Below are 16105 nucleotides of genomic sequence, written 5' to 3'. Positions count from 1 at the left end.
ACGTATCGGCGGATTCGTACAACGAGCCGTCTACGCGCGTAGGCGTTAGAGTGCCAAGATGACGAGCAAGACTGACCGGATGGGGAACCCCCCGAGCTCGGACCAGATCCGCCGGGCACCCAAGGTTCTGCTGCACGATCACCTCGACGGCGGGCTGCGTCCCGGCACGATCGTCGACCTCGCCCGGGACAGTGGGTACCCCGGGCTCCCCGAGACCGACGCGGACCGACTGGGCGTCTGGTTCCGCGAAGCCGCCGACTCCGGTTCCCTGGAGCGGTACTTGGAGACCTTCTCGCACACCGTCGGCGTCATGCAGACCCGTGACGCGCTGGTGCGGGTGGCCGCCGAGTGCGCCGAGGACCTCGCCGAGGACGGCGTCGTCTACGCCGAGGTGCGGTACGCCCCCGAGCAGCACCTGGAGAAGGGCCTGACCCTCGAAGAGGTCGTCGAGGCCGTCAACGAGGGCTTCCGGGAAGGGGAACGCAGGGCCAGGGCGAACGGCCACCGCATCCGCGTCGGCGCCCTGCTCACCGCGATGCGGCACGCGGCCCGTGCCCTGGAGATCGCCGAACTCGCCAACCGTTACCGCGACCTGGGCGTCGTCGGATTCGACATCGCGGGCGCGGAGGCCGGTTACCCGCCCACCCGCCACCTCGACGCCTTCGAGTACCTGAAGCGCGAGAACAACCACTTCACCATCCACGCCGGCGAGGCCTTCGGGCTGCCGTCCATCTGGCAGGCCCTGCAGTGGTGCGGCGCCGACCGGCTCGGGCACGGTGTGCGCATCATCGACGACATCCAGGTCCACGAGGACGGCACGGTCAAGCTCGGGCGGCTCGCCTCCTACGTCCGGGACAAGCGGATCCCGCTGGAGCTGTGCCCCAGCTCCAATCTGCAGACCGGGGCGGCCTCGTCGTACGCCGAGCACCCGATCGGACTCCTGCGGCGCCTGCACTTCCGGGCGACCGTGAACACCGACAACCGGCTGATGTCCGGCACCAGCATGAGCCGGGAATTCGAGCACCTCGTCGACGCGTTCGGCTATACGCTCGACGATCTTCAGTGGTTCTCCGTCAATGCGATGAAATCAGCGTTCATTCCTTTCGATGAAAGACTCGCGATGATCAATGACGTCGTCAAGCCCGGATATGCCGAGCTGAAGTCCGAATGGCTGTTCCAGCAGACCGCTTCCACCAGCGGTTCTGTGGCCGAGGAGAGCTGACCGAGAACGTTCTCGGGTGCGAAATGCGGGCGGGTGTTCACCATTCGTCCGCATTTCGATGTTTGCGGCGGGCAGGTCCGCGTGTTTACGGTCGTGAACCGTTGACATTCCCGTAAAACCATTTCGAGGACGCATTTTATGAAGCAGTCTGCTGCCAAGACCCTCGGTGTCGCCGCCCTCGGTGCCGCCTTCGCCGCCGCCGGCGCGGGTGCCGCGAACGCCGCTCCGGCGGTCCCGGACGCCACTTCGGCGCTCGGCTCCGTCTCCAAGGGGCTCCCCACCGAGACGCTGCCGGGTGGCGGTGCGGCACTGGCGCAGGCCCAGCCGGCGCTCGGTGCGGGCCTCGCGACCGCGCAGCCGGCCGTCGAGAAGGTGCTCGCCGACGGTCCGGCCGCGCCCGTCGCCGGTCTCCTCGGCGGTCTGCCGGTCAGCGAGCTCCTGCTGGGCGGCGACTCCAGCCTGAGCGGCCTGCCGATCGGCTGAGGTCTGCACTCCTCGCACGCGCCGGTGGGGCGCACCCCGTGGTCTCGGGTGTGCGCCCCACCGGCGTACGTGCCCAGGGGGCTGTTACCAGGCGGCCTGCGCCTTCTCCTCCGAGGGGAACAGGATCCACAGCGCTATGTAGAGCAGGAACTGCGGGCCGGGCAGCAGACAGGACACCAGGAAGATCACGCGCATCGTGGTCGCGGAGGTGCCGAAGCGCCGTGCCAGCGCGGCACACACTCCGCCGATCATGCGGCCGTTGGTGGGGCGGGCAAGGCGGGACATTGCGGCTCCTTCGTGAGCGTCGGTGGTCGGGTCCGGGTGACCCTCTCCAACTGTCCTCAACGCTACGGAGACGAACGGCACAAAGCGTCGCTCTACGGTGCGATCCCGACCCTGGGAATCGTCGGGGTCCGACCCTGAGCCGGCTCCTCCTGGCGGACGGCGGTGCGTCGGCGGCGCTCGGTCCCGCGGCGGAGCCAGTGGCGTGCCGCCGGCACGACCGCGACGTGCGCGAGGGCCACGCCGGCGGTGTTCAGGAGCAGCGAGTCGATGTCGACGACCTGGCCGGGGACGCCGGTCTGGAGGAGCGCGATGCCCAGGGAGATCAGGGCGCCCGCGGCGGACGTACGGATCAGGGAGCCGAGCGGAGAGGCCCACAGCCTGCCGTGCGCCATCGGGAGCAGGAAGCCGAGCGGGGCGAGCAGGGCCAGTCCCTCGCCGATACGGCGGGCCGCCTCCTGCCAGCCGAGAGCGAGGTCGGCGCGGATGCCGGCCAGGGGGTGCAGGTTGGCCGGGACGACCCAGGGCACGTCCAGTGGCCGCAGCGTGAACCAGGCGACGAGCGCGAGGTGTGCGACCAGGAGGGCACCTCCTGCCACACGGACGCGAAGGGCGGCACTGCCGCCGACGAAGCCTTGACGCTGCACGACCCCCTAGACGCCCCGCTCGCCACGATCGGTTCCGGAACACCCCGAGGTACCTGGGTGAGGTCTGCGCCACACGTGGTCGTCGGACCCCCGTCAGCCGCCCGTCACCTCGCTCGACGCGGGCTGCCGACTGCCCGGCTGGGAGCGGACCTCGTCCGTGCAGTCGTAGCGGCGCAGCGGGGTGGTCGTGGGGCCCCCGAGGATGACGGAGCCGTCGCCCTCGGCCGCGGCCGAGTCGGAGAACGTGCACACCACCTGGGCGAGCGCGGAGGCGGAGAGCTCGGTGGGCGGGGTGCTCAGCCGGAGCGTGTCCTCGGGGTCCTTGGCGCGCGGCCCGCTGACGGTCATGCCGCCGCGCACATACGTCTGGTACCCGGCCTCCCGCTCGGCCGCCGACGGTGTCTCGGCGAGCTGGTCGAGGAGCCCCTGGGCGACCAGCACCCTTCGCGCGGAGTCCGCGGTCCCGTCCGGGACCCTGAGGACCCGGTCCACCGCCACCAGCGACGACCCGCACAGCAGGAACACCTGCACGGCCAGCCCCTGCGAGGCCCGCGTGGCCGCGTCCGGCTCGGACAGCGAACACCGCACCCGCGAGGGCGCGGGCCCGAAGTCGGTGGGCACCTCGGTGGAGCGGATCCCGCACCCGGCGACCAGCAGCCCGAGCAGGGGCAGCGCCAGCAGCCGGCGTACGTCCAGCCCGGCGCGCGCTGGTACGGCCCGCCCCCGGTGTCGCCTCTCGGAGCCCATCAGGCGTCCCCCTTCTTCGACGCGCGGTCGTCCTTCTTGGCCTCCAGGAGCTCCTCGGCCAGTGCCGAGGCGTCCCGGGGGAGCCGCAGCGTGAAGACGGCGCCCCCGTCGGGAGAGTTCGCCGCGGTGATCTCGCCGCCGTGGATGTGGGCGTTCTCCCGGGCGATGGACAGGCCGAGGCCGCTGCCCTCGGAACGGGGGCGGGAGGCGCTGGCTTTGTAGAAGCGGTCGAAGACGTGCGGGAGGACGTCCTCGGGGATGCCGGGGCCGTGGTCGCGGACCCCGATGACCACCTCGTCGGCCGGCGCGCGCACCGCCACCCGCACCGGGGAGCCGCCGTGCTTGAGGGCGTTGCCGATCAGGTTGGCCAGGATCACGTCGAGGCGGCGCGGGTCGAGGCGGGCGTGGATGCCGCGCTCGGCGTCCAGCTCCACCGCGTCCAGCCACGCGCGCGCGTCGATGCACGCGGTGATCTGGTCGGCCACGTCGACGTCGTCGAGGACCAGCCGGGCGGTACCCGCGTCGAAGCGGGTGACCTCCATGAGGTTCTCGACCAGGTCGTTGAGCCTGCGCGTCTCGCTGACCACCAGCCGCACGGCCGGCTCGATCATCGGGTCCATCGAGCCGGACTCCGCCTCCAGCTCCTCCTCCAGGATCTCCGTGACGGCGGTGATCGCGGTGAGCGGCGTACGGAGTTCATGGCTCATGTCCGCCACGAAGCGCCGCGAGGCGTTGTCGCGGGCGGCCATGTCGTCGACCCGCTTCTCCAGCGCCTCGGCCGCGTGGTTGAACGTCCTCGAGAGGTCGGCGAGTTCGTCGGTGCCCGACACGCTGAGCCGGGTGTCCAGCTTGCCCTCGCCGAGCCGGCGCGCGGCGACCCCGAGCCGGTGCACCGGCTTCAGTACGGTCGTCGACGCGGCCTGCGCGAGCAGCGCGGAGCCGATCAGGGCCAGCCCGGTGGCGATACCCAGCGACCAGGCGAGGGAGTTGAGGTCCTTGGCCTCCGGCTCGAGGGACTTGAGCATGTAACCGGTCGGGCCGCCGCCGATCACCCTCGTGCCGGCGACCAGATACGGGGTGTCGTGGTCGACGGTCCGCTGCCAGTACAGGTGATAGGCGTACTTGTTGGCGGAGTCGACCTTCTGCTTCTCGTTCACCGCCTCGCGCAGCGACACGGGCACGTCCTGGAGCGTGAAGCCGTCCAGGGCGCCCGAATTGCCGTACACCGTCCTGCCGTTGGCGTCGTCGGCGACGAGCAGCACGCTGAAGCGCTGGCTGCTGCCCGCCATCTGCCCCGCCGCCTGCTGGAGTTCGTCCTGCGTGGGGTCCTCCGGCAGGGCGCCCGCGCGGTTCTGCATCTCCTGCTGGAAGTCCCGCAGCACCGCGTCCTGGGCGCGGGTGAGCACCGCCTCGCGGTTGAGCCAGTAGGCGATCCCGGACACGGACACGGCGGCGGTCAGCGCCACCAGGCCGAAGACGACCACGAGCCGCAGGCGCAGACTGGTGAAACGCAGCCGTGACCAGACTCCCTTGCGCGCCGCGAACCAGCCGCGGAACCCCCCTTGCGCTTCGGTCACTGAGGCGTGTCCAGCCGGTAACCCACGCCCCGCACGGTACGGATCAGCGTCGGGGACGACGGCACGTCCTCGACCTTGGCGCGCAGCCGCTGCACACAGGCGTCCACCAGGCGCGAGTCACCGAGGTAGTCGTGCTCCCAGACCAGCCGCAGCAACTGCTGCCGCGACAGGGCCTGGCCGGGCCGCCGGCTCAGCTCCAGGAGCAGCCTGAGCTCGGTGGGCGTGAGCTGGAGGTCCTCGCCGTTCTTCGTCACGGTCATGGCCGCGCGGTCGATGACCAGGGAGCCGAAGCTCGCCGCGTCGGTCGACTCGCGTTCCCCACGTCGCAGCACGGCCCGGATCCGGGCGTCCAGCACCCGCCCCTGGATCGGCTTGACGACATAGTCGTCGGCGCCGGACTCCAGTCCGACGACGATGTCGATGTCGTCGTTGCGCGCGGTCAGCAGAATGATCGGCAGCTGGTCCGTGCGCCGGATGCGCCGGCACACCTCGAACCCGTCGATGCCGGGCAGCATGACATCCAGCACGATCAGGTCCGGCCGCTGCTCACGCAGCAGCTTCAGGCCGTCCTCGCCGGTGGCAGCGGTGGCAACCCGGTGGCCCTGGCGCGTGAGGCTCAGCTCCAGGGCCGTACGGATGGCGTCGTCGTCCTCGATCAGCAACAGGGAAGGCACGGGCTCATTCTGGCCCATGGAGGGGGTGCGGTTCGACCTGTGGGGACAGGCAGTCCTTACGGCACCCGTCCGTGGGTCCGCTGTGCAATTCCTGAGACGGACCCCTGTGACAGGTCTGTGACAGTCGGCGGACACGGCCATGAAGGTGCGAGGGCAATCTTTTCGGCACGGGCAAGCAGCACCGCCCGAGCAGACCGAACACCGGAAGTCCACGACGGGGGGCGCGAGATGAACACGCTGCACAGCATCAGCACCAGCGCAGTGGTCACGCGGCTGCACGACGTGACCCGGGGTTCCGAGAAGTCCGGTGCCGTGAGCGGGCGGGGGTGCGCTCGCGGCACCGGGCGTCAGCACACCGCGTACATGTCGGTGGTTGACACCTTCACGGGGGAATCGCACGGGGGATCGTCGTACAGGGAGGACACGGGGGAGCGTCGTTCGCTGTCGGAGGCGGAGTTCACCGCCTACGTCCAGGAGCGCCGCGCCTCCCTGTACGCCACCGCGTACCACCTGACCGGGGACCGCTTCGAGGCCGAGGACCTGCTGCAGAGCGCGCTGTTCTCGACGTACAAGGCATGGGACCGGATCAGCGACAAGGCCGCGGTCGGGGGCTACCTCCGCCGCACCATGACGAACCTGCACATCAGCGCGTGGCGCCGCCGCAAGCTGAACGAATACCCGACCGAGGAACTGCCGGAGACGCCCGGCGACACGGACGCGATGCGCGGCACCGAACTGCGCGCGGTCCTGTGGCAGGCGCTCGCCCGGCTCCCCGAACTCCAGCGGACGATGCTGGTCCTCCGTTACTACGAGGGCCGCACCGACCCGGAGATCGCGGAGATCCTCGACATCAGTGTCGGCACGGTGAAGTCGAGCATCTGGCGGTCGCTCCGCCGGCTGCGCGAGGACGAGGTCCTCAGCTTCGGCCGTGACGAGGAGAACGCCTTCGGGGAGCTCGTCGCCTGAGGGTTGGGGGAGGAACGGGGGATCAGGGGTACCGGCTGGGGGGCCGGTACCCGGGGGGATCAACGGGGGTCACGGGGGACCCACGGGGACAGCGGGGAAGCACCGAGAAGCGGGACTGGAGGGCCGGGGGGTCCGTCCAGTCCCGCTTTGGTGTGTGCTCAGCGGAGGATGTCCATGAGGGTCGCCTCGCCGGGCGAGTCACCCACCGCGATGGCCTCGGCGGGATCCACCCCGTCGATCGCGTACGCGCCGGTCGTCCCCTCCGCGATCGTGCCCCCGGGATCGCCCGGAGTGTCGTCGCACTCGGCGATCGTGGCGGTGCCCAGCCTCTCGCCCACGGTGAAGCCGGTCTTCTGCGTGGGCAGATAGTCCCGGTTCTCGAACGTCACCACCCCCGCGCAGGAGACCGCGGCTCCGCCGCCGGACGGGTCGCCGGACGAGCAGCCGACGACCACCGCCAGCATCGCCACCGTCATGACCAGCCGTGCTGTCGTCATTCGCTTCCTTCCCGAGGTGACCGTTTTCCGGTCCTACGACGGAGAAGGCGCCGAATTCGTTCGGCCGGGCCGCTCAGGTGGCCGGAGTCGCCGCAGGCCGGTGTCCCGCTGCCGCGGCGGTCAGGCGGCTCAGGGCCTCGTCCTTGTCGCAGGGGTGGGCGCCGAGGGCGGTCTGGCGGGCGACGATCGAGCGCTCCAGGCGCATCAGCCGCCAGCCGCGGCGCAGCAGGAACGGCACCGACTTGCGGCCCTCGCGCAGATCCCGCAGGAACCGGCGGCGGAACGTGCGCACCGGACCCCGGCTCAGGCACAGCGCGTCGGCCAGCACGCCGAGCTCCCGGCAGCGGGTGACGATCTCGGCGGCGAAGATGCCCTCCGCGATGAACAGCGGGGTCCGGCCCATGTCGACCGACTCCTCGCCGGTGCGGGCGCTCAGTGAGATGTCGTAGACCGGGATGTTCGTACGGCCCGTGCGGCACAGTTCCACGATCGCCGCCACCGCGGTGTCCGCGTCCCAGGACCCGGGGTGGTCCCAGTCGATGTCGGAGCTCCCCGCCACCAGCGGCAGCGTCGGGTCGTCGCCCTCCTTGTAGAAGTCGTCGAGCCGGAGCACCGGAAGACCGGACCGGGCCGAGAGGAGGGACTTGCCGGAGCCGGAGGGGCCGCAGAGCAGCACGACTCGCGTCGGTATGGGCGGTTGGGAACTCACGGGACACCAGTGTGAGGCATTCACCCGCTGTTCATCGACCCCGCGGGTTGGCTTTGAAGCGTGCGTCACACCTCAACTACCCTTCGTGTCGACACGATTACCCAGTGCACGAAAAAAGGTGGCAGAAACACATGGCACGACACGCGAACCCGACAGCCCGGCGCACGCTCACCGCCCTCGCCACCGCCGGTGTCGCACTCGGCGCAGGCGCCGGGGTGGCCGCCGCGGACACCGAGCCGGTCGTCGGCATGGTGGGAGCCCGGCCGACCTCGCTGGGCAACATCGACCCGCAGGCCGGGGTGCAGGCGCTCACCGGCACGGTCGGCTACGTCACCGGCCCGGTCGCCGGTCTCAAGCCGAACCCGCTGGCGGGGACGGGGGTGGACCCGTTGGACAACGGGGTTGCGCTCGGCGACTCCCAGCCGATCGCTTCACGGGCGCTGCTGGCGCCCGTCGCGCAGGCGCAGTCGATCGGGAGCATGCCGGTGGTGGGGCAGGTGGTGGGGCTGCCGACCAGCTGACTCCGGTACGACGGCAGGAGAGCCGCGTCTCCCCGTACGGAGGGGAGGCGCGGCTCTCCGGTGTCGCGGCCCGTTGTCAGTACGACGAGCCCGACGCCCCCAGCGAACCCGTCGGGTGCCAGACCGTCTTCGTCTCCAGGAACGCCGTCAGGCGGTCGATGCCCGGAGTCGCCGTCCAGTTGTCCACAGGCTGTGGACGCAGTACGCGCTTCAGGTTGTCCGCCGCCGCGATCTCCAGCTCCTTCGCGAGGACCTCGTCCGCGCCCGCCAGGTCGATCGCGTTGACGTCCTGGTGGGACGCCAGGGGGGTCGCGATCTCCGCCGTACGGCCCGAGAGGACGTTGACCACGCCTCCGGGGACGTCGGAGGTGGCCAGGACCTCGCCCAGGGACAGCGCCGGGAGCGGGGACTTCTCGCTCGCCACCACGATCGCCGTGTTGCCCGTCGCGATCACCGGGGCCACCACCGAGACCAGGCCCAGGAACGACGACTCCTGCGGGGCCAGGACGGCCACCACGCCCGTCGGCTCGGGGGAGGACAGGTTGAAGTACGGGCCCGCGACCGGGTTGCCGCCGCCCACCACCTGGGCGATCTTGTCGGTCCAGCCCGCGTACCAGACCCAGCGGTCGATCGTCGCCTCGACCTGCTCGGCCGCCCTGGACTTGGACAGGCCCTCGGCGTCGGCCACCTCGTGGACGAACTGCGCCTTGCGGCCCTCCAGCATCTCCGCGACGCGGTAGAGGACCTGGCCGCGGTTGTACGCCGTCGCGCCGGACCAGCCGCCGAACGCCTTGCGCGCGGCCACGACCGCGTCACGGGCGTCCTTGCGGGAGGACTGCGGCGCGTTCGCCAGCCACTTGCCCTTGGAGTCGGTCACTTCGTACACCCGGCCGCTTTCGGAGCGGGGGAACTTGCCCCCGACGTACAGCTTGTAGGTCTTGAGGACGGACAGACGGTCAGACATCGAGGTACGCCTCCAGGCCGTGGCGACCGCCCTCGCGGCCGAAGCCCGACTCCTTGTAGCCGCCGAACGGCGACGTCGGGTCGAACTTGTTGAACGTGTTGGACCAGACGACGCCGGCCCGGAGCTTGTTCGCGACCGCCAGGATCCGCGAACCCTTCTCCGTCCAGATGCCCGCCGAGAGGCCGTACTGGGTGTTGTTGGCCTTGGCGACGGCCTCGTCCGGAGTGCGGAAGGTGAGGACCGACAGCACCGGGCCGAAGATCTCGTCGCGGGCGATGGTGTGCGCCTGGGTGACGTTGGTGAAGAGCGTCGGGGCGAACCAGTAGCCGGAGGAGGGGAGTTCGCACTCCGGGGACCAGGGGTCGGCGCCCTCGGCCGCGCCCTTCTCCACGAGCGAGGTGATCCGCGAGAGCTGCTCCGCGGAGTTGATCGCGCCGATGTCGGTGTTCTTGTCGAGCGGGTCGCCGAGGCGGAGGGTGGACAGGCGGCGCTTGAGGGAGTCCAGCAGCTCGTCCTGGATCGACTCCTGGACGAGGAGACGGGAGCCTGCGCAGCAGACCTGGCCCTGGTTGAAGAAGATGCCGTTGACGATCCCCTCCACCGCCTGGTCGATCGGGGCGTCGTCGAAGACGATGTTGGCGCCCTTGCCGCCCAGTTCGAGCGTGACCTTCTTGCGGGTGCCGGCGACGGTCCGCGCGATCTCCTTGCCCACGGCGGTGGAGCCGGTGAAGGCCACCTTGTTGACGTCCGGGTGCGCGACGAGCGTGGCGCCCGTGTCGCCGTAGCCCGGAAGGATGTTGACGACACCCCGGGGCAGGCCGGCCTGGCGGCAGACGTCCGCGAAGAACAACGCCGACAGGGGGGTGGTCTCCGCCGGCTTCAGGACGACGGTGTTGCCGGTCGCCAGCGCCGGGGCGATCTTCCACGCCAGCATCAGGAGCGGGAAGTTCCAGGGGATGACCTGGCCGGCCACGCCGAGGGGCTTCGGGGCAGCGCCGAACCCGGCGTGCTCCAGCTTGTCGGCCCAGCCCGCGTAGTAGAAGAAGTGCGCGGCGACCAGGGGGAGGTCGGCGTCGCGGGTCTCCTTGATGGGCTTGCCGTTGTCCAGGGTCTCCAGGACGGCGAGCTCGCGGCTGCGCTCCTGGATGATCCGGGCGATGCGGAACAGGTACTTGGCGCGCTCCGAGCCGGGCAGCGCCGACCACTTCTCGAAGGCCTTGCGGGCGGCCTTCACCGCACGGTCCACGTCCTCGGAGCCGGCCTGGGCGACCTCGGAGAGGACCTCCTCGGTGGACGGCGAGACGGTCTTGAAGACCTTGCCGTCGGCCGCCTCCACGAACTCGCCGTCGATGAACAGGCCGTAGGAGGGGGCGATGTCGACGACCGAGCGGGACTCGGGTGCGGGTGCGTAATCGAATGCCGATGCCATGGTGATCAGTCCACCGTCACGTAGTCGGGGCCGGAGTAGCGGCCGGTGGCCAGCTTCTGACGCTGCATCAGCAGGTCGTTCAGAAGCGAGGAGGCGCCGAAGCGGAACCAGTGGTTGTCCAGCCAGTCCTCTCCCGCGGTCTCGTTGACCAGTACGAGAAACTTGATGGCGTCCTTGGACGTCCTGATGCCGCCCGCCGGCTTCACGCCGACCTGGATGCCGGTCTGCGCACGGAAGTCACGCACCGCCTCCAGCATCAGCAGGGTGTTCGCCGGGGTCGCGTTCACCGCGACCTTGCCGGTGGACGTCTTGATGAAGTCCGCGCCGGCCAGCATGCCGAGCCAGCTCGCGCGGCGGATGTTGTCGTACGTCGACAGCTCGCCGGTCTCGAAGATGACCTTGAGCCGGGCGGCCGTACCGCAGACCTCGCGCACGGCGACGATCTCGTCGTACACCTTCAGGTACCTGCCCGAGAGAAACGCCCCGCGGTCGATGACCATGTCGACCTCGTCGGCGCCCGCGGCCACGGCGTCGCGCACGTCGGCCAGCTTCACGTCGAGGGCGGCGCGGCCGGCCGGGAACGCGGTGGCCACGGAGGCGACCTTCACGCCGGAACCGGCCACGGCCTCCTTCGCCACGGGCACCATGTCGGGATAGACGCAGACCGCGGCCGTGGCGGGGGTCGTCCGGTCGGTCGGGTCGGGGCGGACCGCCTTGGCGCCGAGCGCCCGGACCTTGCCCGGGGTGTCCGCGCCTTCCAGCGTCGTCAGGTCGACCATCGAGATGGCGAGGTCGATGGCGTACGCCTTGGCGGTCGTCTTGATGGAACGGGTACCGAGCGAGGCGGCACGCGCCTCCAGGCCGACCGCGTCCACGCCGGGCAGCCCGTGAAGGAACCGGCGCAGCGTGCTGTCGGACGCGGTCACGTCCGTGAGCGGGTGTGCGGCTGATGCAGTGGTGGGCATGGTCACCAGACGAGCATATCTACGCGCGTAGCGGCTGTACACCCCGGCGAGCGGGTTCTGAGGGCACCCGCACACCGGCACAAACCAGGGCGGCGCTTAGGATCGGCCTCATGACGACCGCACCCCCCGAGTCCAGGGACCGCATCTACCGCTCACCCATGGCACTGATCGGCGGCTCCCTCGTCCTCGTCATCATCGGCTGGCTCGGCATCGACGCCGTCGTCTCCGGCACCGGCCGCACCCCCTGGCTGGCCCTCGCCACACTGATTCTCGTCGTCCCGCTGGTGGTCGCCTTCACGCTGCGCCCGGCCGTCTTCGCGAACCACGACCGCCTGCGCATCCGCAACCCCTTCCGCGTGATCGTCGTGCCGTGGGGCGAGGTCGAGATGCTGCGCTCCGGCTACTCGAACGAGGTGTTCGTCACGTCCGGCGCGAAGTACCAGCTGTGGGCGATCCCGGTCTCCCTGCGCGGCCGCAAGAAGGCGGCACGCCAGACGGCCCAGCAGAACGCCCGGCAGTCGTCGGGACGCGGTTCCACCAGGGGCCTCGGCCTGTTCGGCGGCGGAATGCAGCCGGACGGCTTCGGCGGTCGTACGCCCGTCCCGGAGGGGCCCACCCGGGCCGAGACCGACAAGATCATCGACGAACTGCGCGAGCTGCTGGAGGCCCGGGGGAAGGCACAGACCTCCCAGGGCGAGGTGACCGTGCGGTGGGCGTACGAGATCGTGGGGCCGGCCGTGGCGGGGGCGGTGCTTCTGACGATCCTGGCGGCGCTTGGGTGACCCATGCTGGGGTGCCGGGTGCCCGGGGGCAGGACGCGGAACCAAGGTCAACATCCATCCCTAAATCACCCGATGGGGTGCTCCGGACCTGAACATGGGTCAACGCAGAGGTTTAGTCCAATCGCCATTCACCGGCCTCTGCCAGCCTCCGGCCATGAACGCACCTCTGAACACCCCGCGCATGGGCATCCCCGCCCGTCTCGCGGACACGCTGAGCATGCCGGAGCGGCACGAGTACCTCCGCAACGCCCTGTCCCGCCGCGGCCTTCTGCGCACCAGCGCGATCGCCGCCGCCGCGGGCGCCGGGCTCGCCTCCAGCGGTACGGCGACAGCGGCGACCCCCGATCTCGTCACCCGCTCGGCCACCGAGCACGTCGACGGCTCGCTCGTGGCGCCGTACGGCAGGCACCTCGCCTACGGCGCCGATCCGCGCACCCAGATGCGGGTGTCCTGGCAGGTTCCGCTGCCCGTCCGCAGCCCCTTCCTGCGGATCGGGCTGAGCCCGCTGGACCTCGGCCACCGGGTCCCCGCCGAGGTGCGGGACCTGTTCACCCCGGCCGGGGTCGGCAAGAGCGCCGACATCGACCAGTACTACGTGCACGCGGCCCTGGACAACCTTCGGCCCGGGACGACCTACTACTACGGCGTCGGCCACGACGGCTTCGACCCGGCCCACGCCGGTGCCGCCCACACCGTCTACTCCTTCACCACCGCTCCTGACGCGCACAGCCGCCGGCCGTTCGCCTTCACGGCCTTCGGCGACCAGAACCCCAGCTACACGTCGATCGGGCTCAACGCCCTCGTCCAGGCCCAGAACCCGGCCTTCCACCTGCACGCGGGCGACATCTGCTACGCCGAGGAGACCGGGCACGGGCTGCCCGCCGACAGCAGCAACTACGACGCCCGGCAGTGGGACCAGTTCCTCGCCCAGATCGAACCCACGTCGAGCCGCGTGCCGTGGATGGTGGCGTTCGGCAACCACGACATGGAGGCCTGGTACTCGCCCAACGGGTACGGCGGCAACGAGGCCCGCTTCACGCTGCCGGGCAACGGGTTCGATCCGGAGAAGGCGCCGGGTGTGTACTCGTTCGTGCACGGGAACGTCGCCGTCGTCTCCGTCGACGCCAACGACGTGTCGTACGAGATTCCCGCGAACCGCGGTTACACGAGCGGGAAGCAGACCGCGTGGCTGGACCGGCGGCTCGGGGAGCTGCGACGGACGCCCGGTGTCGACTTCGTCGTGGTGTTCCATCACCACTGTGCCTACTCCACCACCAGCTCGCACGCCTCCGAGGGCGGGGTGCGGGAGCAGTGGGTGCCGCTGTACGAGAAGCATCAGGTGGATCTCGTCGTCAACGGGCACAACCACGTGTACGAGCGGACGGACCCGGTGCTGCGGGACAAGGCCGTGCGTGAGCTTCCCGTCGGCGGGACGCACGAGCCGTCCCGGGGCGGTGTCGTCTACGTGACGGCGGGGGCGGGCGGGGAGAGCGTCTACAGCTTCCCCGTGGCCGACAGCTACGAAGGGCACGAGGACGAGGTCGGGGCGGTCCCGACGTACTACACGGGCGCCGGCGGCAAGGTCACCGAGAGCGTGGACTGGTCGCGGGTGCGGTACACCGGCTACTCGTTCATCCGCGTCGACGTGAAGCCCGCGCCGGTGGGGCGGACGGCCACGCTGACCGTGCGGGCGCTGGCGGCGACGGGAGCGGAGGTGGACCGGTTCGTCGTGGCGCGGAAAACGGCCTGAAGCGGGCGGTGCAGCGTGAGGTGAGGGGCGGTCCGGACGGGGACCGCCCCTCGGCTCGGATGCCGGCTGTTCGTCCTGGTCGGGCTCAGATGCCGGCCGCCGCCGACAGGTCCCTCTTGATGGCGGCCAGCAGGTCGGCCGCCCTGGCGTGGGCCGCGGGCAGGTCGGCGTGCGTGGCGACGGGGACGACCACTTCCAGGTAGCACTTCAGCTTCGGCTCGGTGCCGCTCGGGCGGACGACGACCCGGGCACCGTCCAGCGTGTAGCGCAGGCCGTCGGTGGGCGGGAGCCTGTCCGTGCCCTGCGTCAGGTCCTCGGCCCTGGTGATGGCCAGGCCCGCGAGCTCGGTCGGCGGGTGCTCGCGGAGCTGCTTCATCGCTCGGGCGATGACCGACAGGTCCTCCACGCGGACCGCGAGCTGGTCCGTGGCGTGCAGGCCGTGGTCCACGGCGAGGTCGTCGAGGAGGTCGAGGAGTGTGCGGTTCTGTTCCTTCAGCTCGGAGGCGAGCTCCGTGATGAGCAGGGCCGCGGTGATGCCGTCCTTGTCCCGGACGCCCTCGGGGTCCACGCAGTAGCCGAGGGCCTCCTCGTAGCCGTAGCGCAGGCCCTCCACCCGGGCGATCCACTTGAAGCCGGTGAGGGTCTCCTCGTAGGGAAGGCCCGCCTTCTCGGCGATTCTGCCGAGGAGGGAGGAGGAGACGATCGACTCCGCGAAGGTGCCGTGCGCTCCGCGCGTCACGAGGTGGGCCGCGAGGAGGGCGCCCACCTCGTCGCCGCTGAGCATGCGCCAGGTGTCGTCCCGCTTGACGGCGACCGCGCAGCGGTCCGCGTCGGGGTCGTTCGCGATGATCAGGTCGGGGTTCGTCTCGCGGGCCTTCGCGAAGGCCAGGTCCATCGCGCCGGGCTCTTCCGGGTTGGGGAAGGCGACGGTCGGGAAGTCGGGGTCGGGATCGGCCTGTTCGGCGACGAGTTCCGGGGCGGGGAATCCGGCGCGGTCGAAGGCGGCGAGAAGAGTGTCCTTGCCCACGCCGTGCATCGCGGTGTAGACGGTGCGGGCGGTGCGGGGGGAGTTCTCGGCGAGTACGGCGTCCGTGCGGGCCAGGTAGGCGTTCAGGACGGCGTCGTCGAGGGTCTGCCAGCCGGTGGCCGGGCGGGGGACGTCGTTCAGGCTCGCGATCGCCGCGATCTCGGCGGCGATGTCCGCGTCGGCGGGCGGCACGATCTGGGAGCCGTCGCCGAGGTAGACCTTGTAGCCGTTGTCGCGGGGCGGGTTGTGGCTGGCGGTGACCTCTACGCCTGCCACCGCGCCGAGGTGCCTTATGGCGAAGGCCAGGACGGGGGTGGGGAGGGGGGGGGGGAGGAGCGCCGCTTTGAGCCCGGCGCCGGTCATCACGGCCGCGGTGTCCCGCGCGAAGTCTTCCGATTTGTGGCGGGCGTCGTAACCGATGACCACGAGGCCGTCGGTGCTGCCTTGCTTCCTGAGGTACGCGGCGAGGCCGGCGGCGGCTCGGATGACGACCGTGCGGTTCATGCGCATCGGTCCTGCGCCGAGTTCGCCGCGCAGGCCGGCGGTGCCGAACTGGAGGGTGCCGCTGAAACGTGCCGTGAGCTCGGTGACGTCGTCGGCGTCGAGGAGCCCGGCGAGCTCTTCGCGGGTGTCCGGGTCGGGGTCCTCGGCGAGCCAGGTCCTGGCCCGGGCGATGAGATCGTCGTGCACGGTTCGGTCAGCCTCTCGTGTCGTTGTCGTTACGTGCGGGTTCGGTGGGGGCGGGCGTTGTGCGCAGTTCCCCGCGCCCCTGAGTGCCTGCGGCGGCCTGTGCGGCTTCGGTGGGGGCGGGTGTAGCGCCTGCGGTTCGGCGGGTGGGTCGGGGGCGGGGGGGGGGGGGGGGG

At 70.8% G+C, this 16105-nt stretch carries 17 protein-coding genes; 6 read left to right on the top strand and 11 right to left on the bottom strand.

The genetic code is table 11. The features are described from left to right. Window positions 1-58 precede the first annotated feature (58 nt). A complete protein-coding gene (locus RNB18_RS40115) occupies window positions 59-1222 on the top strand; it encodes an adenosine deaminase (protein WP_311719044.1) in 1164 nt (387 codons plus the stop codon). A gap of 138 nt (window positions 1223-1360) precedes the next feature. Then, window positions 1361-1705, top strand: a complete 345-nt coding sequence (locus RNB18_RS40110) for an ATP-binding protein (protein ID WP_311719043.1) — start codon at window positions 1361-1363, stop codon at window positions 1703-1705. Between the two features lie 84 nt (window positions 1706-1789). Here the strand turns inward: RNB18_RS40110 and RNB18_RS40105 are convergent, their stop codons facing one another. The 5 genes from RNB18_RS40105 to afsQ1 form a co-directional block, all read right to left on the bottom strand. Then, a complete protein-coding gene (locus RNB18_RS40105) occupies window positions 1790-1990 on the bottom strand; it encodes a PspC domain-containing protein (RefSeq protein ID WP_037718826.1) in 201 nt (66 codons plus the stop codon). 92 nt (window positions 1991-2082) lie between these two features. Then, window positions 2083-2634 carry a VanZ family protein gene (locus RNB18_RS40100; RefSeq protein ID WP_311719042.1) on the bottom strand — a complete coding sequence of 184 codons (552 nt, stop codon included), beginning with the start codon at window positions 2632-2634 and terminating at the stop codon, window positions 2083-2085. Window positions 2635-2727: 93 nt separating this feature from the next. Next, window positions 2728-3381 (bottom strand): hypothetical protein, encoded by a 654-nt coding sequence (locus tag RNB18_RS40095; RefSeq protein ID WP_311719041.1) that lies wholly within the window; start codon window positions 3379-3381, stop codon window positions 2728-2730. Continuing rightward, window positions 3381-4958: a HAMP domain-containing sensor histidine kinase gene (locus RNB18_RS40090; protein WP_311719039.1), complete on the bottom strand. Its 1578-nt coding sequence runs from the start codon at window positions 4956-4958 to the stop codon at window positions 3381-3383. Before RNB18_RS40090 ends, RNB18_RS40095 begins: the two co-directional genes overlap by 1 nt. Next, window positions 4955-5632 (bottom strand): two-component system response regulator AfsQ1, encoded by a 678-nt coding sequence (afsQ1, locus tag RNB18_RS40085; protein ID WP_037718821.1) that lies wholly within the window; start codon window positions 5630-5632, stop codon window positions 4955-4957. The genes RNB18_RS40090 and afsQ1 overlap by 4 nt, the downstream gene beginning before the upstream one ends. 228 nt (window positions 5633-5860) lie before the next feature. Here afsQ1 and RNB18_RS40080 point away from each other — a divergent pair, with 228 nt between their 5' ends. Next, a complete protein-coding gene (locus tag RNB18_RS40080) occupies window positions 5861-6598 on the top strand; it encodes a SigE family RNA polymerase sigma factor (RefSeq protein WP_057607695.1) in 738 nt (245 codons plus the stop codon). Window positions 6599-6756: 158 nt separating this feature from the next. Here the strand turns inward: RNB18_RS40080 and RNB18_RS40075 are convergent, their stop codons facing one another. Continuing rightward, window positions 6757-7095 carry a DUF6281 family protein gene (locus tag RNB18_RS40075; RefSeq protein WP_311719038.1) on the bottom strand — a complete coding sequence of 113 codons (339 nt, stop codon included), beginning with the start codon at window positions 7093-7095 and terminating at the stop codon, window positions 6757-6759. 73 nt (window positions 7096-7168) lie between these two features. Beyond that, entirely contained in the window at window positions 7169-7873 is a 705-nt protein-coding gene (locus tag RNB18_RS40070) for a uridine kinase (protein WP_311719037.1), read from the bottom strand. Window positions 7874-7935: 62 nt separating this feature from the next. Here RNB18_RS40070 and RNB18_RS40065 point away from each other — a divergent pair, with 62 nt between their 5' ends. Further along, entirely contained in the window at window positions 7936-8325 is a 390-nt protein-coding gene (locus tag RNB18_RS40065; RefSeq protein WP_311719036.1) for a hypothetical protein, read from the top strand. Between the two features lie 76 nt (window positions 8326-8401). Here RNB18_RS40065 and RNB18_RS40060 read toward each other — a convergent pair whose 3' ends face one another. From RNB18_RS40060 to deoC, 3 genes are read right to left on the bottom strand one after another with little or no spacing between them, the layout of a single operon-like run. Continuing rightward, window positions 8402-9289, bottom strand: coding sequence for an aldehyde dehydrogenase family protein (locus RNB18_RS40060; RefSeq protein WP_266560316.1), 888 nt, complete (start codon window positions 9287-9289; stop codon window positions 8402-8404). After that, window positions 9282-10718, bottom strand: a complete 1437-nt coding sequence (locus tag RNB18_RS40055) for an aldehyde dehydrogenase family protein (protein WP_311719035.1) — start codon at window positions 10716-10718, stop codon at window positions 9282-9284. Before RNB18_RS40055 ends, RNB18_RS40060 begins: the two co-directional genes overlap by 8 nt. A gap of 5 nt (window positions 10719-10723) precedes the next feature. Next, complete coding sequence (gene deoC, locus RNB18_RS40050; protein WP_059205131.1) at window positions 10724-11683, bottom strand: deoxyribose-phosphate aldolase; 960 nt, start codon at window positions 11681-11683, stop codon at window positions 10724-10726. Between the two features lie 110 nt (window positions 11684-11793). Between deoC and RNB18_RS40045 the strand changes: the two genes are divergently transcribed. Both RNB18_RS40045 and RNB18_RS40040 read left to right on the top strand, forming a co-directional pair. Continuing rightward, window positions 11794-12465, top strand: coding sequence for a PH domain-containing protein (locus tag RNB18_RS40045; protein ID WP_311719034.1), 672 nt, complete (start codon window positions 11794-11796; stop codon window positions 12463-12465). 181 nt (window positions 12466-12646) lie between these two features. Next, window positions 12647-14215 (top strand): purple acid phosphatase family protein, encoded by a 1569-nt coding sequence (locus RNB18_RS40040; RefSeq protein ID WP_311719174.1) that lies wholly within the window; start codon window positions 12647-12649, stop codon window positions 14213-14215. A gap of 85 nt (window positions 14216-14300) precedes the next feature. Here RNB18_RS40040 and RNB18_RS40035 read toward each other — a convergent pair whose 3' ends face one another. Then, the gene (locus tag RNB18_RS40035; RefSeq protein WP_311719033.1) at window positions 14301-15932 is read right to left on the bottom strand and encodes a phospho-sugar mutase; all 1632 of its coding nucleotides are present in this window, start codon (window positions 15930-15932) and stop codon (window positions 14301-14303) included. Between the last annotated feature and the right edge of the window lie 173 nt (window positions 15933-16105).

This window comes from Streptomyces doebereineriae (assembly GCF_031845645.1).
Classification (GTDB): domain Bacteria; phylum Actinomycetota; class Actinomycetes; order Streptomycetales; family Streptomycetaceae; genus Streptomyces; species Streptomyces canus.
This window is presented reverse-complemented; position numbering and strand designations above follow the sequence as displayed.

Coding starts and splice junctions, on each gene's coding strand:
- RNB18_RS40115 (WP_311719044.1), top strand. CDS start 59: ATGACGAGCAAGACTGACCGGATGGGGAACCCCCCGAGCTCGGACCAG.
- RNB18_RS40095 (WP_311719041.1), bottom strand. CDS start 3,381: ATGGGCTCCGAGAGGCGACACCGGGGGCGGGCCGTACCAGCGCGCGCC.
- RNB18_RS40105 (WP_037718826.1), bottom strand. CDS start 1,990: ATGTCCCGCCTTGCCCGCCCCACCAACGGCCGCATGATCGGCGGAGTG.
- deoC (WP_059205131.1), bottom strand. CDS start 11,683: ATGCCCACCACTGCATCAGCCGCACACCCGCTCACGGACGTGACCGCG.
- RNB18_RS40045 (WP_311719034.1), top strand. CDS start 11,794: ATGACGACCGCACCCCCCGAGTCCAGGGACCGCATCTACCGCTCACCC.
- RNB18_RS40060 (WP_266560316.1), bottom strand. CDS start 9,289: ATGTCTGACCGTCTGTCCGTCCTCAAGACCTACAAGCTGTACGTCGGG.
- RNB18_RS40040 (WP_311719174.1), top strand. CDS start 12,647: ATGGGCATCCCCGCCCGTCTCGCGGACACGCTGAGCATGCCGGAGCGG.
- RNB18_RS40055 (WP_311719035.1), bottom strand. CDS start 10,718: ATGGCATCGGCATTCGATTACGCACCCGCACCCGAGTCCCGCTCGGTC.
- RNB18_RS40080 (WP_057607695.1), top strand. CDS start 5,861: ATGAACACGCTGCACAGCATCAGCACCAGCGCAGTGGTCACGCGGCTG.
- RNB18_RS40065 (WP_311719036.1), top strand. CDS start 7,936: ATGGCACGACACGCGAACCCGACAGCCCGGCGCACGCTCACCGCCCTC.
- RNB18_RS40075 (WP_311719038.1), bottom strand. CDS start 7,095: ATGACGACAGCACGGCTGGTCATGACGGTGGCGATGCTGGCGGTGGTC.
- RNB18_RS40110 (WP_311719043.1), top strand. CDS start 1,361: ATGAAGCAGTCTGCTGCCAAGACCCTCGGTGTCGCCGCCCTCGGTGCC.